25 protein-coding genes are annotated in these 26,770 nt (G+C 37.4%); 15 read left to right on the top strand and 10 right to left on the bottom strand.

Annotated features, from left to right (window positions below):
• Nucleotides 1-73: 73 nt before the first annotated feature.
• Together Q360_RS0102800 and Q360_RS0102815 are read right to left on the bottom strand one after the other, a co-directional pair.
• Nucleotides 74-1,906 carry a DEAD/DEAH box helicase gene (locus Q360_RS0102800; RefSeq protein WP_027075735.1) on the bottom strand — a complete coding sequence of 611 codons (1,833 nt, stop codon included), beginning with the start codon at nt 1,904-1,906 and terminating at the stop codon, nt 74-76.
• Nucleotides 1,907-2,683: 777 nt separating this feature from the next.
• Nucleotides 2,684-3,271 carry a non-canonical purine NTP diphosphatase gene (locus Q360_RS0102815; RefSeq protein ID WP_027075736.1) on the bottom strand — a complete coding sequence of 196 codons (588 nt, stop codon included), beginning with the start codon at nt 3,269-3,271 and terminating at the stop codon, nt 2,684-2,686.
• Between the two features lie 61 nt (nt 3,272-3,332).
• Here Q360_RS0102815 and Q360_RS0102820 point away from each other — a divergent pair, with 61 nt between their 5' ends.
• From Q360_RS0102820 to Q360_RS25610, 5 genes are all read left to right on the top strand, one after another.
• A complete protein-coding gene (locus Q360_RS0102820; protein ID WP_027075737.1) occupies nt 3,333-3,785 on the top strand; it encodes a methyltransferase family protein in 453 nt (150 codons plus the stop codon).
• A gap of 89 nt (nt 3,786-3,874) precedes the next feature.
• Complete coding sequence (locus tag Q360_RS0102825; RefSeq protein ID WP_027075738.1) at nt 3,875-4,480, top strand: SatD family protein; 606 nt, start codon at nt 3,875-3,877, stop codon at nt 4,478-4,480.
• A gap of 3 nt (nt 4,481-4,483) precedes the next feature.
• A complete protein-coding gene (locus Q360_RS0102830) occupies nt 4,484-5,197 on the top strand; it encodes a DUF3307 domain-containing protein (RefSeq protein WP_027075739.1) in 714 nt (237 codons plus the stop codon).
• A 186-nt stretch (nt 5,198-5,383) separates the two neighbouring features.
• Nucleotides 5,384-7,276, top strand: a complete 1,893-nt coding sequence (gene serA, locus Q360_RS0102835) for a phosphoglycerate dehydrogenase (protein ID WP_027075740.1) — start codon at nt 5,384-5,386, stop codon at nt 7,274-7,276.
• 821 nt (nt 7,277-8,097) lie between these two features.
• Complete coding sequence (locus Q360_RS25610; protein ID WP_156949986.1) at nt 8,098-8,262, top strand: hypothetical protein; 165 nt, start codon at nt 8,098-8,100, stop codon at nt 8,260-8,262.
• Between the two features lie 52 nt (nt 8,263-8,314).
• On the opposite strand, the gene rlmH is transcribed toward Q360_RS25610, so the two are convergent.
• On the bottom strand, nt 8,315-8,788 hold the full coding sequence (gene rlmH, locus Q360_RS0102850; RefSeq protein WP_027075742.1) for a 23S rRNA (pseudouridine(1915)-N(3))-methyltransferase RlmH: 474 nt from the start codon (nt 8,786-8,788) through the stop codon (nt 8,315-8,317).
• A gap of 155 nt (nt 8,789-8,943) precedes the next feature.
• Between rlmH and nadC the strand changes: the two genes are divergently transcribed.
• From nadC to priA, 4 genes are read left to right on the top strand one after another with little or no spacing between them, the layout of a single operon-like run.
• A complete protein-coding gene (gene nadC, locus Q360_RS0102855) occupies nt 8,944-9,801 on the top strand; it encodes a carboxylating nicotinate-nucleotide diphosphorylase (protein ID WP_027075743.1) in 858 nt (285 codons plus the stop codon).
• Entirely contained in the window at nt 9,802-10,773 is a 972-nt protein-coding gene (locus Q360_RS0102860) for a YihY/virulence factor BrkB family protein (RefSeq protein ID WP_027075744.1), read from the top strand.
• Nucleotides 10,770-11,213: a DUF2147 domain-containing protein gene (locus tag Q360_RS0102865; RefSeq protein ID WP_027075745.1), complete on the top strand. Its 444-nt coding sequence runs from the start codon at nt 10,770-10,772 to the stop codon at nt 11,211-11,213. Before Q360_RS0102860 ends, Q360_RS0102865 begins: the two co-directional genes overlap by 4 nt.
• A gap of 1 nt (nt 11,214) precedes the next feature.
• On the top strand, nt 11,215-13,671 hold the full coding sequence (gene priA, locus Q360_RS0102870; RefSeq protein WP_027075746.1) for a replication restart helicase PriA: 2,457 nt from the start codon (nt 11,215-11,217) through the stop codon (nt 13,669-13,671).
• 56 nt (nt 13,672-13,727) lie between these two features.
• Here priA and Q360_RS0102875 read toward each other — a convergent pair whose 3' ends face one another.
• On the bottom strand, nt 13,728-14,420 hold the full coding sequence (locus Q360_RS0102875) for a LytR/AlgR family response regulator transcription factor (protein WP_027075747.1): 693 nt from the start codon (nt 14,418-14,420) through the stop codon (nt 13,728-13,730).
• Between the two features lie 234 nt (nt 14,421-14,654).
• Between Q360_RS0102875 and rpsF the strand changes: the two genes are divergently transcribed.
• The 5 genes from rpsF to hisS all read left to right on the top strand — a co-directional run bounded on the left by rpsF (nt 14,655) and on the right by hisS (nt 17,905).
• Nucleotides 14,655-14,996, top strand: coding sequence for a 30S ribosomal protein S6 (gene rpsF, locus Q360_RS0102880; RefSeq protein WP_027075748.1), 342 nt, complete (start codon nt 14,655-14,657; stop codon nt 14,994-14,996).
• Between the two features lie 5 nt (nt 14,997-15,001).
• Nucleotides 15,002-15,298: a 30S ribosomal protein S18 gene (rpsR, locus tag Q360_RS0102885; RefSeq protein WP_027075749.1), complete on the top strand. Its 297-nt coding sequence runs from the start codon at nt 15,002-15,004 to the stop codon at nt 15,296-15,298.
• A 12-nt stretch (nt 15,299-15,310) separates the two neighbouring features.
• Complete coding sequence (gene rplI / locus Q360_RS0102890; RefSeq protein WP_027075750.1) at nt 15,311-15,763, top strand: 50S ribosomal protein L9; 453 nt, start codon at nt 15,311-15,313, stop codon at nt 15,761-15,763.
• A gap of 65 nt (nt 15,764-15,828) precedes the next feature.
• Nucleotides 15,829-16,314: a DUF6495 family protein gene (locus Q360_RS0102895; RefSeq protein ID WP_027075751.1), complete on the top strand. Its 486-nt coding sequence runs from the start codon at nt 15,829-15,831 to the stop codon at nt 16,312-16,314.
• Between the two features lie 214 nt (nt 16,315-16,528).
• Complete coding sequence (gene hisS / locus Q360_RS0102900) at nt 16,529-17,905, top strand: histidine--tRNA ligase (protein ID WP_027075752.1); 1,377 nt, start codon at nt 16,529-16,531, stop codon at nt 17,903-17,905.
• Here the strand turns inward: hisS and Q360_RS0102905 are convergent.
• Nucleotides 17,900-18,448, bottom strand: coding sequence for an NUDIX hydrolase (locus tag Q360_RS0102905; protein ID WP_027075753.1), 549 nt, complete (start codon nt 18,446-18,448; stop codon nt 17,900-17,902). The genes hisS and Q360_RS0102905 overlap by 6 nt on opposite strands.
• A 44-nt stretch (nt 18,449-18,492) precedes the next feature.
• On the bottom strand, nt 18,493-19,581 hold the full coding sequence (locus Q360_RS0102910; protein ID WP_027075754.1) for a M42 family metallopeptidase: 1,089 nt from the start codon (nt 19,579-19,581) through the stop codon (nt 18,493-18,495).
• 104 nt (nt 19,582-19,685) lie between these two features.
• On the opposite strand from Q360_RS0102910, the gene Q360_RS0102915 reads away from it, so the two are divergent.
• Nucleotides 19,686-20,381 (top strand): DUF4294 domain-containing protein, encoded by a 696-nt coding sequence (locus Q360_RS0102915; RefSeq protein WP_027075755.1) that lies wholly within the window; start codon nt 19,686-19,688, stop codon nt 20,379-20,381.
• On the opposite strand, the gene Q360_RS0102920 is transcribed toward Q360_RS0102915, so the two are convergent.
• From Q360_RS0102920 to Q360_RS0102935, 4 genes are all read right to left on the bottom strand, one after another.
• Nucleotides 20,378-20,614: a DUF6095 family protein gene (locus tag Q360_RS0102920; RefSeq protein ID WP_027075756.1), complete on the bottom strand. Its 237-nt coding sequence runs from the start codon at nt 20,612-20,614 to the stop codon at nt 20,378-20,380. The genes Q360_RS0102915 and Q360_RS0102920 overlap by 4 nt on opposite strands.
• Nucleotides 20,615-20,645: 31 nt before the next feature.
• Nucleotides 20,646-21,482, bottom strand: a complete 837-nt coding sequence (locus Q360_RS0102925) for a DUF4249 domain-containing protein (RefSeq protein WP_027075757.1) — start codon at nt 21,480-21,482, stop codon at nt 20,646-20,648.
• Between the two features lie 4 nt (nt 21,483-21,486).
• Entirely contained in the window at nt 21,487-23,886 is a 2,400-nt protein-coding gene (locus Q360_RS0102930) for a TonB-dependent receptor (RefSeq protein ID WP_027075758.1), read from the bottom strand.
• A 116-nt stretch (nt 23,887-24,002) separates the two neighbouring features.
• Complete coding sequence (locus tag Q360_RS0102935; RefSeq protein WP_027075759.1) at nt 24,003-26,222, bottom strand: NADP-dependent isocitrate dehydrogenase; 2,220 nt, start codon at nt 26,220-26,222, stop codon at nt 24,003-24,005.
• Nucleotides 26,223-26,770: the final 548 nt, after the last annotated feature.

Genomic DNA, 26,770 nt, shown 5'->3' on the forward strand with positions numbered 1-26,770 from the left:
CTACGCTATGTGTTACAAGCTACAAACAAACCAAAAAAAATACGCCGAAGCGTATTTTTTAATATACAATTAACTAAAAGAAGTCACCTTTCCTTTTCTGGCTTCTTCTTTTTCCAGAGTTAGGGCTTTCAGATTTGCTTCTTTCCCTGCTTCTTCCTTTGCTTGCACCACGATCATCATCTCTGCGACTACCACCGCTTCTCTTTCCTTTGAATCCGCCGCTGCCACCAAAACTGCTACCACCGCTTCTGCGTTTGCCACCTCCGCCACCACCAGGGCTTTTAGAAACCTCTACATTTACAAAACGACCATCTACTTTGAATTCTGTAAATGTTCCTAATATTTTCTCGGTAACTTCAGTATCTGTATTGAAAAAGGAAAAACTTTCTTTTACATCTACTTTGAATACATCGTCTTGACCAAGACCAGCTGTGTCCCTAAGGAAATCTTTTAAAGACATCCAATCATAGCCATCTTTCTCACCAATATTAATGAAATAACGTACAGATCCACTTGTTGGTGTTTCGCCACCTCTTCTACCATCACTTCTTTCACTTCGTTCTCCTCTATCTCTACCGCTGTCAGAAGAGTTTAAGTCCTTTGACTTGTTATAATAGGTAGAGAATCTTGTGAATTCGGCAGATATTAATTTTTTTATAAGTTCTTCGCGATCTATTCCTTCTAATATATCATTGATAGCGGGTAAATAGCTGTCAATATTTGAATTAGTTTCTGTATCCTTTATTTTATTTGCTAAGTGATGTAATTGAATACCACAAATTTCGGATCCAGAAGGAACTTTTTTCAATTCAAATTTCTGATTGATTTTATTCTCAATAGCCTTAATCTTACGTTGTTCGCTACGTGTAATAAGAACCATAGAAATACCAGTTTTACCAGCTCTACCAGTTCTACCGCTTCGGTGCGTATAGGTTTCGATTTCATCAGGTAATTGGTAATTTATGACGTGAGTAATGTCATCAACATCAATACCTCGTGCAGCTACATCGGTAGCAACTAACATTTGAATTTGCCTCTTACGAAAAGAATTCATCACCAAATCACGTTGGTTCTGACTCAAATCTCCATGTAGAGCTCCGGCATTGTAGCCGTCCTCAATCAAGTTTTCAGCAACTTTTTGCGTATCACGTTTCGTTCTACAGAAAATAACTGAAAATATATCTGGATTGGTATCTGCTAATCTTTTCAAAGCAGGATAACGATCTCTACCACCAACAACATAATACTCATGTTGTACTGTTGATGCTCCAGAATTTTTAGCACCTACAGTAATCTCTTGTGGTGAATGCATGAATTTTTTTGCAATAACCGAAACTTCCTTAGGCATCGTTGCGGAGAATAACCATGTAGATTTTTCATTAGGCGTGTTTGAAAGAATATCTTTAATATCTTCCATAAAGCCCATATTCAGCATTTCATCTGCCTCATCAAGGATACAATAATCAATCTTGGAAATATCTACAAGACGTCTACTGATCATATCTTTCATTCTTCCTGGTGTTGCAACAATAATTTGCGCACCTCTCTTAATTTGTCTTGCTTGGTCAGTGATACTAGCACCACCATATATGGCTACTACATTGATATTGCGTTCGTATTTAGCATACGCTTGCATTTCTTTGGTAATCTGTAAACACAACTCACGCGTTGGAGAAAGAATTAATCCTTGGGTGGTTCTGCTATTGCCGTCTATTTTTTGAATTAATGGAAATCCAAAAGCTGCCGTTTTACCGGTACCTGTTTGTGCAAGAGCCACTAAATCGGTCTCACCTTCTAATAAAATTGGGATGGCTTTTTCCTGTACTTCGGATGGAGTTTCAAAACCTAAATCCGCAACAGCATCTAATAAGGACTTTTGGAGTCCTAGTGCTTCAAACTTTGTCATAATATGTTATACTTAATCGCAAATAAGAATGTTGCTTAGAGCGATTATCGTTTATAACCTATTAGACTCAATGCAACACATGCTATACCAGCGGCGTTAATTTGGCGGCAAAGGTACTGCTAATAAACGAGATGGTATAATTTATTGTAACTAGCCTTTTTAAAGGAGCAAAGCTATAGCCATATAGCAACATGATAACTCCTGTAATTCCAGATAAAATCATGAGTATAGTGAAGGTTTTTGAAGCTTGGGGTTATCCTGTATAATAACACAGGCTGCACAAAATACTATACTAATTTAAAAGAAAAGCATAGCTAAATCAAATTTTTTGGTTGCAACATCATATTCATTTTCTAAAACTTCCACTCCTTTTACGCCTGTAATTTCACCCATTTCGCTGCCTAGGTTCTGCAACTAGTTTGCTTCAGCTATTAGTATAGCGCTTAATAAAGTTTCTGTTTTCTCCAGAGCGTATTTTTCAATATTCTTTAATTTACAGAATTTATTTTGTGTTGGATAATTGGTTTTTGTCACCCCGCACCTTCCTGCTTTGCATTAATGCGGAGAGGTCATCGAGTCTACTTTCTTTGATGCTCTTAGATTGGCTGCAATAGGAGTAGTTGATAATTCGGTTATGAGTAATCGCCATCTCTTCCCCATAGTTCGACGTTTACCATTTGGGCTATGGTCATTAAGGCAGTAAAAAAGGCGATAAGAACCCCGCCAATAGCTTTTGCCCTTTCGGAGGCTACCGATACCGCAACTGAATCTTTTTTTTTAGATGTTCGTATTTGTTTTGTTTAGGAACGCTATGAGTTTAGTGAATGCCTTTGCTCTATGACTCATTTTATTTTTTGTTGCTAAGGGCAGCTCTGCGAAGGTACGATCATGACCGGCAGGTTTAAATATTGGGTCATACCCAAAGCCGTTTTCGCCTTTCTTTTTTTTAGTAATGACCCCTTCAGCGGAGCCTTCAAACAATAATGTCTCTCCCTCTATATTTAGTGCAATATATGTGCTAAAGTGTGCTGCTCTATTTTTCTTATCTAACAAGTTTTCTAGTAACTTTTTCACATTGGCATCTGCACCGGATTCCGCACCGGCATAACGGGCTGTATAAATACCTGGCTCGCCATTAAGTGCGTCTACGAAAAGGCCTGTGTCATCTGCAAAGCAGGGTAGATTGTAATTGTTGGTAACATAGTCCGCTTTTAGTTTTGCATTTCCTTGAAGCGTATCCGCAGTTTCCGGTATTGCTTCTGTACAACCAATATCTTGTAAGGATATCAATTGAATATGGTCTGGGACTAAGGCTTGTATTTCTTTTAACTTATTCTGATTATGGGTAGCGAATACGAGTTTCATTGAAAATAATTTAGGGTCTGTTTTAAGATGCTAACAGCATCAAAAATAGTAATTTTATAAAATGGAATTAAAAATACCCCCAGTTATTGTCTTTTTGGTTTTTATTTTGGGGATGTGCCTTCTAAGCACTTTTCTGCCTTTTGGTTTTTTTGATTTCTTTGGAAGATTACCTTTAGCTAAGATACTTGTAGGATTGGCTGCGGGTATCGGTGTGGTGAGTCTTATTCAGTTTTTTGTGGCAAAAACTACCGTGAATCCTAATACGCCAGAGAAAGCCTCTAGATTGATTTCAAATGGCTTGTATACCTTCTCCAGGAATCCAATGTATCTTGCGATGTTATTACTCCTTCTTGCTGTGGGACTTTATTTTGGCAATGCATTCAACACATTGATAGCTGCCGGATTTGTCAGCTATATGAACCGTTTTCAAATTGGTCCAGAAGAGCGCGTCTTATTGAGTAAATTTGGTAAAAAGTATACGGAATACCTAAAGAAGACCAGAAGGTGGTTTTAGAACTTGAGTATATTGATTCTTATGCGTGTCGTTTAAAATATTACTTATTTAGCTTATTTTTTAATATATTAGCATAATAGTTAATTATTATGATAGCAATTATTACAGGAGATATCATTAATTCGGAAAACCATTTAGCGACGGAATGGATGGGGGATTTAAAAACTTACTTTAATCGATTTGGGCCCGCACCAATGCACTGGGAAATATATAGAGGGGACGAGTTTCAGCTGAAGGTTACTAGTGAGCGTGTCTTACTATCGGCAATCCAAATAAAGGCCTTGCTAAAATCGGTGAAAGGATTGGATGTTAGAATGGGTATAGGTATCGGTCTGGAGACCTATGTTGGAACAGGTGTTAGTGAGTCTAATGGTTCTGCACACCAACGATCTGGTAGAAAATTTGAATCTCTAAAAGAAAGTAAAGTAAATCTGAGTATCGCAACAGGCAGCGAATCACATGACTTTACCCTAAATCTTATGCTGCGTTTGGCCCTGGATTTTATGAACAGTTGGAGTGTCGTCTCTGCAGAGATTGCCCTCATGGTACTGGACAACCCGGAAGCTTCCCAAAAGGAAATCGCCCAAAAACTAGGCATAAAACAATCTGCCGTTAGCCAACGAATAAAAAGAGCGCGATTGGATTTGGTCTTAGACCTCTTGGCTTATTATCAGCAAGTAATCGGAGAAGTATAGCGTATGTTGATTTTCGTAAAATTAGTATTGGCTCATTTAATTGGAGATTTTATGCTACAGCCTTTAACGTGGGTAGTTCATAAGGAGGCAAATAAGATAAGGTCAAAATACCTTTACCTTCACGTATTCCTACATTTCGCGCTGTATGCTCTTGTTTTATGGGACCTAAGTCTTTGGAAAATACCAGTCATCTTAGCGCTATCCCATTTAATGATAGACCTGTCAAAACTCTATGCCAACCCATGGTTTAAGAACAAGAGCATTCCTTTTTTTTTAGATCAATTTCTACATGTTATTATCTTATACGTTTGTTCCTATTATACAGCGTTACCAGAACACTTTATTTCTCTGCTCGAAAATTTAAATTGGCCCTTGGTCTTGGCCGTGGTGTTCGTGACTTTCCCATCTGCAATTATTATGGGAATGCTTCTAGAACCGATGTCAGGCCAAATAAATATAGACCATAAATCACTTCCTAATGCAGGTAAATATATCGGTATTATAGAGCGTTTATTTGTACTTGTATTTATAGTAATGGGTAGGTGGGATGCTATTGGTCTCTTGATTACGGCAAAATCCGTATTCCGTTTTAACGACTTAAAGGAAAGCAATAGTAGAAAGCTCACGGAGTACATATTAATTGGCACGCTAGTAAGCTTTGGGCTTGCTATACTTGCAGGATTATGGTATCTGAATTATATTGAACCAATCGGCTGACTTTTTTTGAATTATTTAAAGAGGACAGCTATTATTTTTGAATTTTAACCAATGGCGGTATTTTTTGTTTTATTTGATGTTTAAGATATGGTCAAAGGGATATAATTTTTATTTTTGACTAATATTTAAGTTTTAGTTTAGAAATCAAGAAAAAGCATTTTTTTGATATTAAGGGATAATAGAATAATGATAGCAACAGGAAGAAAATACGTTTTTGATTTCGATAGTACCCTAACAAGGGTAGAAGCCCTTGATGTGCTAGCAGAACTTACGCTTCAAGGAAAATCGAATAAGGACGAAATTATAGCCGAAATCCAAAAAATTACCAACCTTGGTATAGACGGAGATATTTCGTTTACCGAGTCCTTGGAAAGTAGGATCAAGTTATTAAATGCTCATAAAAATGATTTGGAACATTTGGTTAGCGCGCTACGACAGAAAATTTCAAAATCAATAGCCTCAAACAAAGATTTTTTCGAGAAATATGCAGATGATATTTATGTGATTTCCTGCGGATTTAAAGAGTTTATAGACCCTATAGTAAAAGAATACAATATTCCTTCGGATAGAGTGTACGCAAATACGTTCAAGTTTGATGACGCAGGTAATATTGTAGGTTTTGATGAGGCCAATGTACTTTCACAACATAACGGAAAAATACAATGCCTGAAGGACATGAAGCTAGAAGGAGAGGTACAGGTAATAGGAGACGGTTATAGCGATTATGTCATGCGAGAGGCAGGAATCGCAGACAAGTTTTTTGCCTATACGGAGAATATACACAGGGATAAGGCCGCCGACAATGCGGATCACATAACCCCTAATTTAGATGAATTTTTATACCTAAACGATTTGCCAAGAAATATATCTTACCCCAAGAACAGAATCAAAGTACTTTTATTAGAAAATGTGCATACCGCCGCATTCGAGAATCTATCCGAAGATGGGTTCTCGGTAGAGTTGGTCAAACATAGTTTAGCAGAGGAGGAACTTATAGAAAAAATAAAAGGTGTACATGTACTGGGTATACGATCAAAGACCCAAGTAAGCCAAATAGTGCTCGATGCTGCCGATAAACTATTGGTTGTGGGTGCATTTTGTATCGGTACTACTCAAATTGAATTAGAATATGCCAAGAAAAAAGGTGTTGTGGTCTTTAATGCGCCTTATAGCAACACGCGTTCCGTGGTAGAATTGGCCATTGGCGAAATCATTATGTTAATGAGAAGTGTATTCGCCAGAAGTTCTGAATTACATAAAGGCCAGTGGCAAAAAACGGCAGTTGGATCTCGGGAGGTTCGTGGTAAGAATTTAGGTATTGTAGGTTATGGGAATATTGGCAAGCAACTATCGGTTTTAGCAGAGGCAATTGGTATGCATGTTTATTACTACGATGTAGAGGATAGTTTGGCGCTTGGAAATGCTAAAAAGTGTGATACCTTGGAAGATTTGTTGATTATTTCTGATGTGGTTACGCTACATATTGATGATAATCAGGCCAATAAAAACTTTATTGGGGAACGGGAAATCAACCAGATGAAAAAGGGCGCTATGTTAGTGAATCTTTCTAGAGGATTTGTGGTAGATATCAATGCCTTAGCAGCAGCTTTAGAGAGCGGTCAGATAGCAGGTGCAGCAGTAGACGTATATCCAGAGGAACCGAGAAGCAATGGTGATTTTATAACCAAATTACAAGGGTTTCCCAACGTGATATTAACACCGCATGTTGGTGGTAGTACGGAGGAGGCGCAACGGGATATTGCAGATTTTGTGCCCAATAAAATAATGGGTTATATCAATTCTGGAAACACAGTAGATGCTGTTAACTTCCCTAATATTCGCCTTCCAAAACAAAATAAGTCGCACCGGTTTCTTCACATCCATAAAAACGTACCTGGAATTATGGCAAAAATCAATAAAGTGTTGGCCGAGTATGAGTTGAATATTTCTAGTCAGTACTTATCCACAGACAATGAGGTCGGCTACGTTATTACAGATTTGGATAAAGAGTATAATAAGGACGTGATTAAAGCGCTCAGAAAGGTCGATAAAACGATTAAGTTTAGGGTGCTTTATTAGTCTTTGTGCAAAAAAATAAAATCAGACTTTTATTGTGTCTGATTACCTTTAGCGCTAAAACTTGCTTTTCACAACCATTAATAGGCAGCTTACCACTGATAATTTATTAGTAGTGCTGCACTCATTAAAATTGTAGGAAATATTATTTCAATTTTTTAATATTCTGTTTTTTGTTTTGTAGTAAACAAATTAGCAAATATCACCTATTGGTAGTTGCGATTATTGTGTTAACCTTGGATATACAATCTATCACACAATATTCTTTACAAAAACAAACAGGTACTACTTTGCTCATAAAGATAGCAGTAAAACAGCAAATGTTAGCCCTGAGAGTGCTAACTAATTTCTATGAGTGTCGCTTGTTGAAATGTCATTATGCGACATGAAACTTGGCCTAGAACGCTTGTATGTCACAAACCTTGCGCTTCAAGAAGGAGACTCTAGATTAAAACCTTTAGAAGACCCATAAATTCAGAAAATTTTTGATAAACTAGATACAGATATAAATTATATGTACACTAGTTTAAAGAACTCGGACAGTCTAGAAATAGTCTCTTTTGATAGTTTTCCGAGTATTGTGGGTAGGTTTATATCCGCGATGGATACCTACTGTATTACAATTTCAAAATAGTCAGAAGATGATATTAGAACATTAATGATGGTAGAATTGGGACGTGCTACATTATCTATTTTGATGCTTATAGTAGAAATTATTTTTATCATAAATCCCGCAATAAATAAAAATAAGCTTTCAGAACAAGAAATTAAAGGAAATCTCTTGGCATTAGTCCCATGCATTCAACTCGCATATAAAAAATATTATGGGTTTACAACATGTTTTGAAAATCGGGAAAACCATGATTCATAAACAGGAGCTTATAGACTGTGGAATGGATGAACTTAATAATTTGGAACAAGTCTCTAAAAATATGATCAATTCCTTGGAGTCCCCTGAAGATTTACACGGCAAAACAAAACCCGTTTAATTTTTCATTTTCAATTTCCAGAAATAGATGTAACGACAACAAAAATAATTAATTATTGATGATGGTAAGGCTCATTCTTTAGAATCGTAAACGCCCGGTAAACCTGTTCTACTGTAAAAAGCCGTACCATTTGGTGCGAAAATGTCATTTTGGACAGACTTATTTTACCTGATGCCTTTTCGTAAACGGAGGCGCTAAAGCCATAAGGTCCTCCGATTACAAACACAAGTTGTTTAATACTGGAATTCATTTTCTTTTGTAAGTAAGATGAAAATTCGATTGAACTGAATTGTTTCCCGTTCTCATCCAATAACACAAGAACATCCGCAGGGGTAAGCTGTTTTAGGATAAGTTCTCCTTCTTTCTCTTTTTGCTGATTTTCAGAAAGGTTTTTGGTTTTTTTTAAATCAGGAATAACCGCTAAAACAAATTTGACATAATATCCCAAACGTTTTTCATACATGTTTATGAGGTGCTGCAGTTCTGTACTATCTGTTTTGCCAATCGCCAATAGTTTTATCGTCATGTTTTGTTTACATAATAATCAGCTAAGTATCTGATTATTTTTTATTTATATAGCTTGGTATTGTCTTTAGTCAATTAAATGTCTATCATAGGCTTTCAAAAGTAAATCAATTTCCCAAAATGGATTCGTATTTTAGCACAAGGCAATAAAAGTATATGATTTCAGAAGCGCAATTTAAGAAAGAGATTACAGGGATTATTAGCAATGCTGTACGAGAGGATGTAGGCGATGGAGACCATAGTTCTCTGGCTTGCATTCCTAAAGAAGCCATTGGAAAAGCAAAACTTTTGGTCAAAGATAAAGGTATTCTGGCAGGGGTTGAATTCGCTAAGGAAGTTTTTGCTTATGTAGACAAGAACTTAAACGTTGAAACTCTTATTGAAGATGGTAGTGAGGTCAAATACGGCGATATCGCCTTTTATGTGTCTGGTAGCTCCCAAAGTATCTTAAAGGCAGAACGGCTTGTTCTCAATGCTATGCAGAGGATGAGTGCAATTGCTACTAAGACTAATTTTTTTGTTGGGTTATTGGAAGGTACAGGTACCAAAATTTTAGATACTAGAAAAACGACGCCTGGTATTCGAGCCTTAGAAAAATGGGCCGTAAAAATTGGTGGTGGCGAAAACCACAGATTTGCGCTTTTCGATATGATTATGCTTAAGGATAATCACATAGATTTTGCTGGAGGTGTTACTGAGGCCATAGTCAAAACGAAAAATTATTTAAGAAAAACAGGAAAAGATTTAAAGATTATAGTGGAAGCTAGAAGCCTAACTGAAATCAAGGAAATCTTAGACACCGAAGGTGTTTACCGTATTCTCATAGATAATTTTAATTATGAAGATACACTAGAAGCGGTGCGCTTGATTGGGGATACCTGTTTAACAGAGTCTTCCGGAGGAATCAATGAAGATACTATTCGCCAGTATGCGGAGTGTGGTGTGGATTATATTTCATCGGGTGCGTTAACGCATTCGGTCTATAACCTGGATTTAAGCCTAAAAGCTGTATAAATGTCTTTTGAAATTGAAGAACGTTTAGAAAAAATACCCGTTGTAAACTGGTTTGTCCGGTTGCTTAAAGAAATTAAGCTTCCTGGTTTTAAGGGGCTCTCTATTTATGACCTATCAGAGATGTATGTGGTTGGTATTCTTCAAGGTACGCTTTCTACGAGGGCTAGTGCCATTGCATTCAGTTTGTTCATGGCCTTATTTCCCTTATTGATATTCATGGTTACCTTGGTGCCTTATTTGTTTGAATATGTAAGCATTCAAAATGCTGATTTTGAAGGTCAGTTTCAGTTGTTCTTGGAGTCCTTTTTACCTACGGCAACCGGGGAATATTTTGGGGAGGTATTTCAACAGATAAAAGACCAGAAGCGTGGAGGCTTGTTATCATCGGCCTTTATCTTATCCATATTTTTAGTGGCTAATGGGGTAAATGCTATTTTTGGAGGGTTTGAAACTTCCTATCACATTGAGCTTACTCGTAATTTTTTCAGGCAGTATCTTTTTGCGCTGATGGTGGGTCTTATTTTGGCTATCTTGATTATACTTGGTTTTGTTATGTTTATATATTTTGAAGTGTATGTACTCGTGTATTTGGACGAGTTTCAGGCAAGGCTCGGTGGCTATGTTATGGAAGATGGTGATAGAACGGGAGTGCAAGTGGCTAAGGTGTTATTTTTTGTGGTACTCTCTTATTTTACAACAGCTACATTATATTATTTTGGAACCAGAGAAGGAAAACAAGCCCATTTTTTTTCCGTTGGAGCGTTAATGACTACGATACTGTTCGTGGTCACTTCGTATCTTTTTGGCGTATATGTTGATAAATTTGCACGCTATAACGAGTTGTATGGTGCTTTAGGTGGACTATTGATTTTGATGGTCTACATTTGGCTCAACTCGAATATATTATTGCTAGGCTTTGAACTTAACGCATCATTGAATTCCTTAAGAAAATTCACTAAAAAAGAAGAATGAGATATCCCTCGAAAATAGTTGTGCTATTATGTTTAATTTGCTTTGGTCATGCGATGGTGGGCCAGTCGGTCTTTGATAAATGGAAAACCATTGATGACCGTACCGGTAATCCAAAAGGTATCATCAATATATATGAAAAAGATGGATTGATGTTCGGTTATGTAGAAAAAATATTGGAACCGGGAAAGGAAAATTCTAAATGTACAAAATGTGAAGATGAGTTAAAAGATGTACCTGTTGTTGGTATGGAAATAATAACGGCAGCACAAAAAGATGAGGAAGGAGAATGGAAGGGAAAACGTTTGTTCGATCCTGAACAGGCTATGACTTTTCGTTGCAAAATATGGTTAAATCCTGAAAACCCAAATGAGTTAAAAGTTAGGGGTTACCTCGCTTTTATATATCGAACACAGACATGGCTTCGCGTGCAAGACAACTAGTATGGCACATTTTATAAACCTTGTACTGCCTATTCCTCTGGAAAGGAATTTCACCTACAGTGTTACGACACAGGAGGCTGCCCTACTTAAGCCAGGTATGCGCGTATCTGTTCCTTTCGGAAAATCTAAGATTTATACGGGTATCGTTCTTAACGTTCATACAAACGCTCCAGAGGCTTATGAAGCTAAGGAAATACATCAGATATTGGACGATGTGCCAATCGTTACTGAGATTCAGCTAAAGCATTGGCAATGGATAGCTGACTATTATATGTGTACTTTGGGCGAAGTAGTACGTAGTGCTTTACCTAACGCATTTCTTTTGGAAAGTGAAACCTTGGTGCTGCGGAACACGGAAACAGAGGTGAATGAACAGGATTTAAAGGATGACGAGTTTTTGGTATACGAAGCCTTACAGCATCAGTCTGTATTGAAGGTACATGAAGTAGCGGCCATCGTAGACCGCAAGAATATTTTGCCGATTTTAAATCGACTTCTAGAAAAAAACGTCATCAAATTAAAGGAGCAGGTTTTTGAACAATACAAGCCCAAGTTGGTCAAATACATTCGTTTGGGAACTTCGTATATGTCTGACGATGCTTTGGAAACACTTTTGGATTCTTTGACTTTAGCGCCCAAACAGAGTCAGGTGGTGCTGGCCTTGTTTCAATTACAAGCAATAACTAAAAAACCAATAGCTTCGGTAGAGTTGGAGCAAGCGAGCAATAGCTCCAAAGCGGTTATAAAGTCCTTGGTGCAGAAGGAAATTTTGGAAGAATATACCATACGTGTAGATAGGGTTGATTTTGATGCTACCCAAGAGGTATCAAATGCCAAGGAATTGAACGAATATCAAGAACAGGCGCTTAATAATATCCGAAAGGCCTTTGATGAAAATAAGGTTACCTTATTGAAAGGAGTAACGTCTTCAGGAAAAACTGAAGTATATGTAAAGCTTATTGAGGCATGTTTAGAACAGAAAAAACAGGTACTGTATCTACTACCAGAAATTGCTTTAACCACCCAGCTCATATCAAGATTACAGGAGTATTTTGGAGAAAAAATTGCTATTTACCATTCCAAATACAACGTACAGGAGCGCGTAGAGGTTTGGAATAATGTTTTGTTAGCAAAGCATAAGGCACAAATTGTCATTGGTGCTAGGTCGGCCCTATTTTTGCCCTTTTCGGATTTGGGTTTATTGCTGGTAGACGAGGAGCACGAAAGTTCCTTTAAGCAATTTGACCCAGCACCGAGATATCACGCGAGGGACGCTGCGATTGTACTTGGCAGCCTTCATGCCTCTAAAATTTTATTAGGTTCTGCCACACCTAGTGTTGAAACCTACCATAATGTGAAGATGGGTAAGTATGGATATGCTGAGATTACAAGAAGATATGGTAATGTATCTATGCCCGATATAGAACTTGTCGATATTAAGGAGGCACAACGAAAACGACGTATGAAAGGTCATTTTTCCGAACGCTTATTGGAAGAAATGAACGATGCTTTGGAAGCTGGTGAGCAGATTATCCTGTTTCAGAACAGAAGAGGCTACGCTCCAGTTTTGGAGTGCCTTACCTGCGGTCATACGCCACAGTGTCCTAACTGCGATGTAAGTCTTACCTATCATCAATTTCGGAAACAGTTGCGTTGCCATTACTGCGGGCATCATTCCGCCCTACCGGAAAGTTGCTTTGCCTGCGGTAGTGCCGACTTGGATACCAAGGGCTTTGGAACACAACAGGTTGAGCAAGAGGTTATAAAGCTTTTCCCTGAGGCCAAAGTAGATCGGATGGATTTGGACACCACACGAGGAAAACATGCCTATGAAAAAATCATTACTCGTTTTGAACAACAAGAACTGGATATCCTGATTGGAACGCAAATGCTTACCAAGGGGCTCGACTTTAGGAACGTGAGCCTTGTAGGCGTAATGAATGCCGATTCACTCTTGAATTTTCCAGATTACAGGGCGCATGAACGAAGCTTTCAGTTATTGACCCAAGTAGCAGGAAGGTCAGGGCGCACCAAGAAAAGGGGAAAGGTGATTATACAGACGTATAATCCCTACCATCAAATTTTAAAACAAGTGACTACAGAAGAATACGAACGTATGTTTGCGGAACAGGTGTATGAGCGCGAGCAGTTTAAGTATCCGCCTGCGAACAGAATTATTAAGATAACCTTTAAGCACAAAAATTATAATGTACTTAACGAGGCAGCAGACTGGTTTTGTAGCGCCTTAAAAACTAACTTTGGTGGCAATGTATTGGGGCCAGAATATCCGCCAGTAGCTCGGATTCGCAATCAATATCTAAAGCATGTATTGGTAAAGATGGATAAAAAGGAGTCGGCAGTAAGAACCAAACAGAATATCAAAAGAATAGAGAAGTCCTTTAACGCTATAGCTATGTACAGAAGTGTTAGGGTAATTTATAATGTGGATCATATATAAAAAAGAAACCGCCAATAGGCGGTTTCTTTTTTATGAAATTATAGGTCATATAATACTTACACCTTACTAAGGGCTTCAGCCAACTCTGTCTTTTTATTTCTACTTAAAGGAATGGAACGTCCACTAACTTCTACGTTTTTACTGTTGAATTTTTCAACTTTTTCCAAATTTACAATATAGGACTTGTGAATACGCAAAAATTTATCTTCGGGAAGTTGTTTTTCAAAAGACTTCATTGTTGATAAGATTACGATATTTGCTTCATCAGTCACCAATTTAATATAATCTCCTAAGGCTTCTATCCACTTGATATCGTTCAAGATAACCTTTCTTTTCTTTAGATTACTCTTTACAAAGATGTGCTCTTCGTCTTCTAAAACTCTGTGCTCCTGCTCGAATTTTACTACCGCTCTTTTCACGGAGGCATCAAAGCGTGCCATAGTAATCGGTTTATGTAAATAATCCGTTACGTCATATTCAAAAGCTCTAAGAGCATAATCGGGTTTACCGGTAATTAAAATTACCTGAGGACTTTTGTCTAGGGACTCGAGTAGGTCAAATCCTGTAATAATAGGCATTTCAACATCAAGAAAGATAAGGTCTATCTCGTTGTTTTTAATACCGTTCTTAGCTTCAATAGCATTACTATACTCGGCTACCATGGCTAAGTTGGGATGGTTGTTCACCAACTTTGCGACGGCCATCCTTTGCATGGACGAGTCGTCAACGATAATACTTCGTAACTTCATAAGGGCTGATTTGTGGGGTTAAATCATCGACAAAGAACTGTAAAAACACGACACACTGCAACAAAAGATGTAAACAATGTGGTGTAATTTGTGTATTTGGCAACGATAATAGATTAAGATTTGGTTTGTTCAATTTATATATTCTTCCTATCTATAACGAAGATTTTTTAGTTTTCTTATACTTATTTTAAAATAATGGCTATTTTTGCACTCTTTAAAACAAAATTTATATATATGAACCATTACGAAACTGTTTTCATTTTGAATCCCGTTCTATCTGATGTACAGATAGAGGAAACAGTTAAGAAATTCGAGGATTTCTTAATTAAGAATGGAGCCAAAATGGTCTCCAAAGAAAATTGGGGCCTAAAGAAATTGGCTTATCCCATCCAAAACAAAAAAAGTGGTTTTTACCACTTGTTTGAATTCACCGACCTTGGTCAGGTAGTATTACCTTACGAGCAAGAGTTTAGGAGAGATGAACGTGTAATGCGATTTTTGACCGTTAAATTGGACAAACATGCAATATCATGGGCAGAAAGAAGAAGAACAAGAAATAAAACCGCTAAAGCTTAAGTACTATGTCAACATTACAACAACAGGCAAAAGGAAAGAAAGATGGGGAAATCAGGTATTTAACTCCATTAAATATTGAAACCAACACCAAAAAGAAATATTGTAGGTTTAAAAAATCCGGAATCAAATATGTTGATTACAAGGATGCAGACTTTCTTATGAAATTGGTAAACGAGCAAGGTAAATTATTACCTAGAAGGCTTACGGGAACTTCTTTGAAGTTTCAAAGAAAAGTAGCGCAAGCTGTAAAAAGAGCGCGTCACTTGGCTTTAATGCCATACGTTGGTGATTTATTAAAATAAAAGAAAAGAATCATGGAGCTTATATTAAAAGAAGACGTACAAAACTTAGGTTTTAAAGACGACGTAGTAAGTGTGAAGAACGGATATGGTAGAAATTACCTCATTCCTAACGGGTTGGCGGCTATGGCTACCTCCTCAGCTAAAAAAGTATTGGCAGAGAACCTGAAGCAAAGAGCACACAAAGAGAAGAAAGTAGTCGATGCAGCTAGCAAAGTAGCCGATTCCCTTAAAGGATTGGAATTAAAGATTGGCGCAAAAACGGGTGCTGGAGATAAACTTTTTGGATCTGTAACTGTTTCTGATTTGGCAGCTGCCATTGCGAAGCAAGGACACGATATTGATAAGAAGTTTATCAACATATTAGGGGGTTCTGTTAAAAGAACAGGCCCTTACAATGCACAAATTAGACTGCATAGAGAGGTGGTTGTAGACTTCCCTTTTGAGGTAGTAGCTGAAAAGAAGTAATTTTCAATATTTTGAACATATAAGCCTTTCAGTTAACTGGAGGGCTTATTTTTTTTGATATACTTATGAAGTACATCCGACTTACAAAAGAACAATTGGAGGAGTTACAGTCAGAATTTATTAATTTTTTGGCTACACAATCTATTACAGGGGAGGAGTGGACTAAAATCAAACAGGATACACCAGAAGTTGCCGAGGATGAATTAGATGTCTTCAGTGATCTTATCTGGGAAGGCGTGCTGAACAAGGTTGCCTATTTAGAGAATATCTCTGATCAGCAGATGCATCTGTTCCAGTTGACTGATAAGGAAATGAAGCTCATCGCTGTAAAGGTCATGAATCCAAAGATTGACTTAACAACTAAAATAGGCTTCGACTGGTTCAAGAAAAACTGGCAGTCAGACTTTGTTGAATACATGACAGCTTCTAAAGCTTATACAGAGGAAAAAAATCTAGATAAGTTTCAGTTGATAAAACAAGGTTCGGTAATTACTAAAGGGGAATTGTACCAGTGGTTTCAATCTATGATTGAAGCTCCTAAGACTCCTTAGCACCGAAAGAATCCCTTTTTTACTCTTTAAAAAACAATAACTATTCTACAATTTATTCGCATATCCTAACTGGTTAAACAGCGAGCTAGAAACAAAACCGCTCCTATTTTGGTAGGGACTAATGGGAGAACTATCTTTGTTAATATCATCTAGAGAAACCGCTTCATCGGTAGTTGAGTTGAGTCGAACTACTTTGGGGTGTTAAAACAAATACATGGCACAGAAACCATCGATACCCAAAGGAACACGTGATTTTACTCCACAAGAAATAAGCAAGCGGAACTATATTTTTGACGTTGTAAAAAAGCATTTCCAAACGTTTGGTTATCTGCCTATAGAAACGCCTTCATTTGAAAACGCTGATACCTTATTAGGTAAATATGGGGAAGAAGGTGACCGGCTTATTTTTAAAATATTGAATTCAGGTGACTTTTTAAGTAAGGTAGATGATGTCACGTATAGTTTAAAAAAATCAGGTTCATTAGCTCCTAAAATTTCTGAAAAAGCCTTGCGTTACGATTTAACAGTGCCCTTTGCTAGATATGTTGTTATGCACCAAAATGAAATCGATTTTCCTTTTAAACGTTATCAGATTCAGCCCGTATGGCGAGCCGATAGGCCACAAAAAGGAAGGTTTAGGGAATTTTTCCAGTGTGATGCGGATGTGGTAGGCTCTAACAGCCTTCTACAAGAAGTAGAATTGGTACAATTGTATGATGCTGTTTTTACAGATTTAAAATTAACCGGAGCTACCATAAAATTGAATAACCGCAAGATTTTAGCAGGAATCGCCGAAGTCATTGGTGCCAAACACTTGTTGGTAGATTTTACAGTGGCACTGGATAAGCTGGACAAGATAGGTGAAGAAGGCGTAAAAAAGGAAATGCGGGAAAAGGGTATTTCCGATACTGCTATTGAAAAGGCCGCTCCTCTTTTTACTCTAAATGGTAGCAATTCGCAACAATTGGAGCAGTTGAAAGCATTGCTCCAAAACTCTGAAGTAGGCACTAAAGGGGTGGCTGAACTGCGCTACATTATAGAAAGTATTTCCGAACTAGAAGTACAATCGGCACGTTTGACTATAGATGTTACCCTGGCAAGAGGTCTAAATTATTATACAGGAGCCATTTTTGAAGTCAGTGCCCCAGATGGTGTTTCTATGGGTTCTATTGGAGGTGGCGGACGCTATGATGACCTTACCGGTATTTTTGGATTAAAGGATGTAAGCGGCGTGGGCATATCATTTGGTCTAGATCGCATTTATTTGGTGATGGAAGAGCTCGACCTTTTCCCCAAATCCTTGGAAAAGTCCTTGGATGTGCTTTTTTTGAATTTCGGGGAACAGGAGGCACTAGCTTCCTTAAAATTAGTTACCGAATTAAGAAAAGCGGGAATAAAGAGTGATGTTTATCCTTCCAACGCTAAAATACAGAAGCAGTTTAAATACGCGAATAATAGAAATGTACCTTTTGTAGTGCTTTTAGGCGACCAAGAATTAAAAGACACTTCTTTTGTGGTCAAGCATATGGAAAGTGGTGAGCAGAAAACGTACGCTATGAGCGCTATGGGCGATTTTATTTCAAGTTTATAATCTTTCTTTTATTGATTTGATTACATTTTGGTAATAGGAAAGCTCGTGTGGTACATACTTTTGTGCCGTTTCATTTCCTTGTATTTGCTTTTCAAAATTCAATATTGGCATAAGTTTTAAGTCCTCCACTTCGCTTTCCTGCTTTTTGAGTAGATGTAATGGCAAAGAAAGCTCACAAAGGAAGGTATGCTGAAATTCGCAATCTACCAAGTGCTCATGGTGTTTCTGAACTGATTTAAAAACGCCTATTTTTTCAAGTAGTTCTTTTTTACATGTTAATCCAATTTCTTCTTCTATTTCGCGCATGGCCGAGACTTCCAATTGCTCTGCTGCACCAATATGTCCCGCTACGGATGCACCCCAAAGTAGGGGATGGGTTCCTTTGTGTCTGCTTCGTTGTTGTAATAATAATTCTCCTTCCGAAGTATAAAACCAGATGTGTACCGTAGCATGAAAAAGTCCTAAACGATGTGCTTTGGACTTCATTGCTGTAGTTCCGGTTGGGTTACCATCTGTATCTAAAATGTCTAGGAGTTCATCCATATTAAAAAAAATGCCCTTTCACAAAAAAAGAGCATAAATTAATTTTATTCAAAATAACTAAAGGTTTCCCCCTCTTTTATAGTCAATAGTGTTTCGTATATCAATCGGATAACATTTTCCACATCATCTTTGTGAACGGTTTCTACAGTGGTATGCATATAACGTAATGGAAGTGATATTAATGCCGAGGCTACACCACCATTACTGTAAGCAAATGCATCTGTATCTGTTCCTGTAGCTCTAGAGGCTGCCATTCGCTGAAAAGGAATCTTATTAGCTTCTGCAGTTTCTAAAATACGTTCTCTAAGGTTATTTTGAACCGCTGGCGCATATGAAATTACGGGCCCAGCACCCATTTCTGTATGTCCTTGCGTTTTCTTTTCTATCATAGGCGTTGTGGTATCATGACATACATCTGTTATAATAGCAACATTAGGCTTTATAGTTTGAGTAATCATCTCAGCCCCACGCAATCCTATTTCCTCTTGCACTGAGTTTGTAATGTAAAGGCCAAAAGGTAAGGTGATATTATTTTCATGAAGCAGTCTTGCAACTTCTGCAATCATAAAACCGCCAGCCCTATTATCTATAGCTCTGCATACAAATTTATTTTTGTTAAGTACTTGAAATTCGTCTGGGTACGTAATTACACAACCAACATGAACTCCCATTTTCTCTACTTCCTCTTTGTCTTTGGCTCCTATATCTATAAAAATATTATCCAATTTGGGTGCTTCTTCTTTAGGGCCTTTTCTGGTATGAATGGCTGGCCAGCCAAAAACACCTTTTACAATCCCATTTTTAGTATGAATGTTTACCCATTTAGAAGGTGCAATCTGATGATCACTACCACCATTACGAATCACATAAAGCAAACCATTGTCCGTGACATAGTTCACATACCATGATATTTCATCGGAGTGTCCCTCTATGACCACTTTATATTTGGCGTCTGGGTTTATTACCCCTACAGCCGTCCCATAAGTATCAGTGATAAAAGTATCTACATACGGTTTTAAGTACTCCATCCATATTTTCTGCCCTTCCCACTCATAACCGGTAGGCGCAGCATTATTCAAGTATTTTTCAAAAAAATCGAGTGATTTTTTAGTGATGATATCTTTTTTAGCCATGTCTAGTTTATTTACTTACAAACTTAACAATATTCGCTTGTTTTTGAATGCTATACTTCTCTATTTATCGTTAATTTTGACATGACATTTGTAGTAGGTATACCATGATGCAACAATTTATTTTATTGTTTTTATTCACTTTAGGAATTCTAAAAGTAGCGGCTCAGGTACCAGAGCAGGTATTGGATTCTGTATCTGAAAAACTAATTATTATTTCTGGAGATTCTGTCTTTAGGAGTTCTATTGATTTGCAGGAAGCATTTGTATTTGGAAAATTGAAGTTTACTTCCTATAATGACAAATTACGTTATTATATTCTGAGAAGAAAGACACACAAAGTATATCCCTATGCCAAATTGGCCGCAGAGCGTTTGGTTGAATTAAACGACAGTCTAAAAGGAATTAAAAAATCAAGAAAACGTAAAAAGTACACTAGAAAAGTACAGAAGTATATTGAAGGTGAGTTTTCCGAAGAGCTTAAAAAATTAACTCGTACAGAGGGGCAGATATTGGTGAAACTCATTTATAGGCAAACGGGAACTACTTCATTTGGCTTGGTTAAAGAGCTTAGAAATGGATGGCGTGCATTTTGGTACAATACTACGGCCAAGATGTTTAAAATTAGTATCAAGGAAGAGTTTTATCCAGATATTATTGAAGAGGACTATCTTATAGAAGACATTCTGCAACGTGCGTTTTCTGCTGGAAAACTGGAACGACAAGAAAGCGTGTTGGATTATAATTATGCTGACTTATCTAATAAATGGAAAAAGCCTAGTAAGGACGTTAAAAAGAACTAAGTCTGTTTGTTCTTTTTCCCGAATAGCGATTCCATAATTGTAGCAATCCCTTTAAAGCCCATTCCAATGGCGGTAATTGCCAGTAAAATTCCAAGAATAAGTACCGGCCAATAAAGCGGGTGTCCTTCGTTTTTAAACGCTTGCCATATCACTAGAGGAGCCAAAAACATAAGCATGACCGTGTAGGCCAATCTTTTAAGCCCTTTAACTAAAATATCTTTATCTGTTCTCATGTTATGATTAAGTTGTAGTAACGCTTAATTTTTATTCAATGGTAATACGTTCCTTATATTCTTGCACAACCGCGAAATACCCCAGCGCAAAATTATCGGCACGTTCAACATTAGCTACATCGGTAATATTTGTAATGTTTCCCCTAACCGTTCCTACGGGAGTTTGAAAAGGTCCTTGGCTGGCTCCAGATTGAACGATAAGCTGGTCCATATAGCTATAAAACGTTTCGTCCGCGCCAAGAATACTAATATTCAAAGTTGTTCCTGTTTCAATATCATCATAAAAATAAGAGAACTCAAATCGTTGACCCGGATAAAATTCATCCTCAGATACTAGGTATTCGTTAAAGTCAAAATCGAAAATATAAAAGTCAGCTTGGTTCGGGGTATCTGTAAAAGAAACGATTATTTCTGTTTCCTCTCCTGAAAATAAGACCCCGTCTCCTTGGATAATGCTGTCAAAGGGAACTGCCGGTACAAATCTAGTGCTAGCGGAATATAACTCTTCTTTATAATTTATGGTCAATGTAAGTGCTCCCGAGGTGAAAAAATCGGTGTTCTTGGAGCTCTGATAGACACCAAGTTCAATTTCGTTAAAAACAACAATATTTGGGTCTAACGGGTCGGTACCTTGATAATCCAAATTCTCTATGAATATTTCATCTACTTGTACCGCTTGGTTTTGTTCAAAAAAGGAACTGCTTAGCCCTACCTTAATGGTCGCCGTAGTTATACTTTTACTAGTATCCAAGCGAATAATGGCATCTACTGTTAAGCGTGGTGGTTCTGTATCTAGGTCGACCTCAATCACATCTTCGCATCCGATAAAACTAAAAATGATGGCAAATAGGTATATATATTTTTGCATCGTCTTAAAATTTAAAATTATAGGTAACCGCAGGTACAACACCAAAAATAGCAGTTCTAACGGCTTCATTTGAACCAGTATCTTGATTTCTTCTGAAATTGATAGAGGCCGCATTTTTTCTATTGTATAGGTTATAAATACTGAATATCCATTCCCCTTTCATTTTCCTAGTTTTATTCTTTTTTGGTGTTAAGGTAGCAGATACATCTATTCTATTGTAATCTGGAAGACGCTGTTCGTTTCTTAGACCGTAATAGGGGACTGTTAAGCCTTGAAATTCAAACTGTCCAATAGGAAAGTTAGTGGGTTGCCCTGTTTGGTAGACAAAATTACTATTAATACTCCATTTTTCACTCAGTTCGTAGCTCGCAAAAAGCGAAACGTCATGCGGTTTGTCAAACGGTGTATTATACCATTCACCAAAGTTGATACCCGTTTCTGTAGTTCCTATTCCGTTACTTGTCACAGCTTGCCTGCCAGGAGTACGTTGTTCAGATTTGGATAGGGTATAGGCCAACCAACCCTGTAATCTACCTTCATTTTTTCGAAACAATATCTCCAGACCATAAGCTCTGGCTTCTCCGTTTAAAATAACTTGTTCGATAGCATCATTAGCAATTAGGTTTGCTCCGTCTATATAATCTATTCTATTTTGGACGTCCTTATAAAAAATTTCGGTTTCAAAAGAATAAGCTCCATCAGCAATATCCTTAAAATAACCTAGGGCATACTGATCCAACAATTGCGGTTTTATAAAAGGTCCGCTGGGGGCCCATACATCTAAAGGAGTGGGAGAGTTGGTATTGGAAAGTAGGTGCAGGTACTGTGCCAAATGCGTATAGCTTGCTTTTACTGAACTATTGGAGTTTAGCGTGTACGACATAGAAAGCCGAGGCTCAAAGTTGTTAAACGTTGCGAGACTGCCACCTCTACCAAGATTTATAACCGCAATGGGGTTTGCTTCTTGGTAAATAGACAAAACAGGGTCAAAACGGACAGGGTTGTCATTTTCATAGACGTTCAGTTCCTCTTGTCCTAGTCTTATGAAATTGCTGAAGCGAAGCCCATATCCCAAACTCAGATTATCGGTAACCCTATGCTCAAAATCAATATACGCTGCGAATTCATTGGCATATTTTTGAGTTAGTTGATCTTCAATAATCCCTGAAGTATCATTGCTAGGCTCAATCTTTCCAGGGTTAAACTGATAGTAAATGTTATTGACACCGTAATTAATTTGTAGCTTATCGTTTAGGTAATGTTTTAAATCATATTTCACATTGAAATTCTGAATCCCCGAGTTCCAATTGAATCCTACAAAATCTAACTTAAGTCCGTAATAGTAATCGGAATATATTAAGGAAAGGTTGGAGAATAATTTATCGGAGAATAAATGGTTCCACCTGAAGTTACCTACCGCATTACCATAGGTATTCACAAAGCTTTCGGTGATTCCGAATACGTCCCTTCCAAAATAACCTGAGAGGAAAACACTATTTTTATCATTGATTTTATAGTTAAGTTTCGTATTCAAATCATAGAAGTAGGCGGTGTTGTCCAAATCGAATAGCGGAAGGAACAAATGTGCATAAGAACCTCGGCCACCGATAAGAAATGCTGCTTTATCCTTTACAATGGGCCCCTCTATTAAAAGCCTACTTGCTACGGCACCGATACCGCCGTTTACCTTTAATTCTTTACTGTTCCCTTCTTTTTGAAAAATATCCAGAACAGAGGATACCCTACCGCCATAGCGTGCGGGAATACCTCCTTTATATAACTTTATATCTTTTATAGCATCCGGATTGAATACGGAAAAGAATCCGAAGAGGTGAGAGGAATTAAAAATGATGGCTTCATCCAAAAGAATTAGGTTTTGGTCAACAGAACCTCCTCTAACGTTAAAACCAGATGCTCCTTCACCAGCATTCGTGACTCCAGGCAATAATAGAATTGACTTGATAATGTCAGCTTCACCAAGAATAACGGGAATTTTTTTAATAGTTTCTACAGACAAGGTATTCACGCTCATTTGAGGCTTTCTTATGTCCATTTTTTCTATATTCTGCGTAACAACAACTTCCTCTAGTTGTTCCGTAGCCTCCTTAAGCTTAAAATCTATTTTTGTATTTGTATTTAGATTTATGCTACTCACCACTTCTTCAAAGCCTAAATAACTTACCAGCAGCTCATACTCGCCTTCTGGAAGTGTGATGGAATAAAAACCATATTCATTGGTCACCACCCCTGTTCTCAAAGATGGAAAGGCAACGGTTACCCCAATTAAGGTTTCGTTGCTACTTTCTTCTATAATTATGCCGCTAAGGGTGTATTTATTTTGTGAAAATGAATGTATCGAGAAAAATAAAAATAGTAGGGACGACACGAAAGTGGCCTGCTTCATAAAAACTTTTTTTTAAAAATAAACAGAAATAAAATAGCGCTGGAAACCTTAACATTTTTTCGTCAAAAAAGGCCCTCAAATTTGAAGGCCTTTTTATATACTTCTAGAAGGTGGTGTTAAATCGTGTCCAAAATAGAATTGAACGTCACGCTTGGGCGCATAGCCTTAGCTGCTAACTCGGCGTTTGGTTTGTAATATCCACCAATATCTTGTGCAGACCCTTGAGCTTTTAACAATTCGTCTAAAATCTGTTCTTCTTTACCTTGTATTTCAGAAAATACCTTCATGAAAATAGTTTTGAGTTCTACATCTTCATTTTGTTCGGCTAAAGCTTCTGCCCAGTACATTGCCAAGTAAAAATGGCTGCCTCGGGTATCCAATTCATTAACCTTTCTAGAGGGTGACTTATCATTCAATAAAAATTTTTCCGTGGCGCTATCTAATGAATCACCTAAAATTTTAGCTTTTACATTATCGTTCTTTTCTCCAAAGAACTCTAAGGAAACGCCTAAGGCTAAAAATTCACCTAAAGAATCCCATCGTAAATGACCTTGCTCTAAAAATTGTTCTGCATGTTTAGGTGCCGAGCCTCCAGCTCCTGTTTCAAATAAGCCTCCGCCATTCATTAAGGGGACAATAGAAAGCATTTTGGCACTGGTGCCAACTTCTAAAATTGGGAATAAATCCGTTAAATAATCTCGTAATACGTTACCTGAGACAGAAATGGTATCCTTACCCGCCTTCATGCGTTCCAGCGTAAACTGGGTAGCTTCAATAGGGGATAGGATGCATATATCTAATCCTTCGGTATCATATTGTGGTAGGTACGTATTTACTTTTTTAATGATTTCTACATCATGTGCCCTAGTCTTATCTAACCAAAAAATGGTTGGGTCTTGAGTTGCCTTTGCCCTAGAAACAGCTAGCTTTACCCAATCTTGGATGGGAGCATCCTTTACTTGGCACATACGCCAGATATCACCGTTTTCTGCGGAATGTTCTACTAGTGTTTCTCCCGTTTTTATATTCTCAATTCTAACGACACCATCTTCCTTTATCTCAAAAGTTTTGTCGTGTGAACCATATTCTTCAGCTTTTTGTGCCATAAGACCAACATTAGGCACCGTACCCATTGTAGTAGGGTCAAATGCACCATGTTTTTTACAAAAATTTATAGTTTCGCTATAAATCCCTGCATAACTGCTGTCTGGTATGACTGCCTTTGTGTCTTGGGCTTTTCCTTCTGCGTTCCACATCTGTCCAGAATTACGAATCATAGCTGGCATAGAAGCATCAATGATAATGTCGCTAGGGACATGTAAGTTTGTAATTCCTTTATCGGAATTCACCATCGCCAATGCTGGTCTATCCGCTAAAACACTCGCAATGTCGTGTTCTATAACTGATTTTTCGCTTTGAGGGAGTTTCTCTAGTTTGCTATACAGGTTTTCAAGACCATAATTAGGGTTGATACCTAATTCAGTAAAAATAGCCGCGTACTTTTCAAATATGGGTGCTAAAAAAGTAACAACCACATGACCAAAAATAATGGGATCAGAAACCTTCATCATAGTGGCTTTCATGTGAACGGAGAAAAGCACTTCTTTCTCTTTGGCATCTGACACTTGTTCCGATAGAAAAGTCAATAGCGCTTTTTTACTTAGTACAGTAGCATCGATAATTTCTCCTGCTTGCAGGGAAATTTTATCTTTTAGTATGGTTACTGCGTTATTGGTCGTCGTAAGTGTGATTTTCACATCTGTTGCACTTTGTAGTGTTACGGACTTTTCATTGGACTTAAAATCACCGTGGTCCATAGTAGCTACATGTGTCTTAGAATCTGTACTCCAAGCACCCATTTTGTGAGGGTTCTTTTTGGCGTAATTTTTAACGGCACGCGGGGCGCGTCTGTCCGAATTTCCTTCCCGAAGGACAGGGTTTACCGCGCTTCCTTTTATTTTATCGTATTTCAACTTTATTTCCTTTTCAGCGTCAGAAATAGGTTCTTCTGGGTAGCTGGGCAACTTATAACCTTTGGCTTGTAATTCTTTTATGGCGTCTTTTAACTGTGGAACAGATGCACTTATATTAGGGAGTTTAATGATATTTGCCTCCGGCATCTTGGCCATCTGACCTAGTTCATCCAAATCATTATTGATTTGCTGACCTTTATTCAAGTATTCTGGAAATGTAGCGGCTATCCTGCCTGCTAAAGAAATATCTTTGATTTCTATCTCAATCCCCGAAGTTTTTGTGAAAGCCTTTACTATTGGTAAAAAAGATTCGGTAGCCAAAGCTGGCGCCTCATCTGTTTTGGTATAAAAAATCTTGGACATGCGTGTTGGTTTTAATTCAAGCGATTCAAAGATACAAAATTATCTAGGCTTGTTAAATAGGAATTGGCGGAATATTCTTGCATTTTGTACAGGTAGAATAACAAAAGCCATATCATCGTACAAGTACATTGATATGGCTTTTTAGAAGTCGTTTACGGATTTTGTTTGTTTCAATCTTAAATTAAAACGGCAACCATTGATTGCGTCCGCATAACTAATTCAACGTTTGATATGCGATTCATCTTTTGATTGGATAACCAAAAGAATACTTTGCATTACTTCTTGTTGTCTTAACATAGTACAATAATTGAATATATGTCCAAAATATCAAAAAAAGGCGACAGCCTTTTTAGCTAAAATGCATACGATAGTGTAATTGCTTTTGAGAACAATATATTACACTACTCATGTAACAACAATATAAGAACGTAACCTTTATAGTTTTAAAGATTAAATCAATAGTAAATACTGATTGCTTTCTCTACAACATTCCTAAGATACCAAATTATACGCAAATTCGCTGTATTTTTATTTAATTAAAAATCAAT

It is taken from the genome of Maribacter antarcticus DSM 21422 (genome assembly GCF_000621125.1).
GTDB classification, from domain to species: domain Bacteria; phylum Bacteroidota; class Bacteroidia; order Flavobacteriales; family Flavobacteriaceae; genus Maribacter; species Maribacter antarcticus.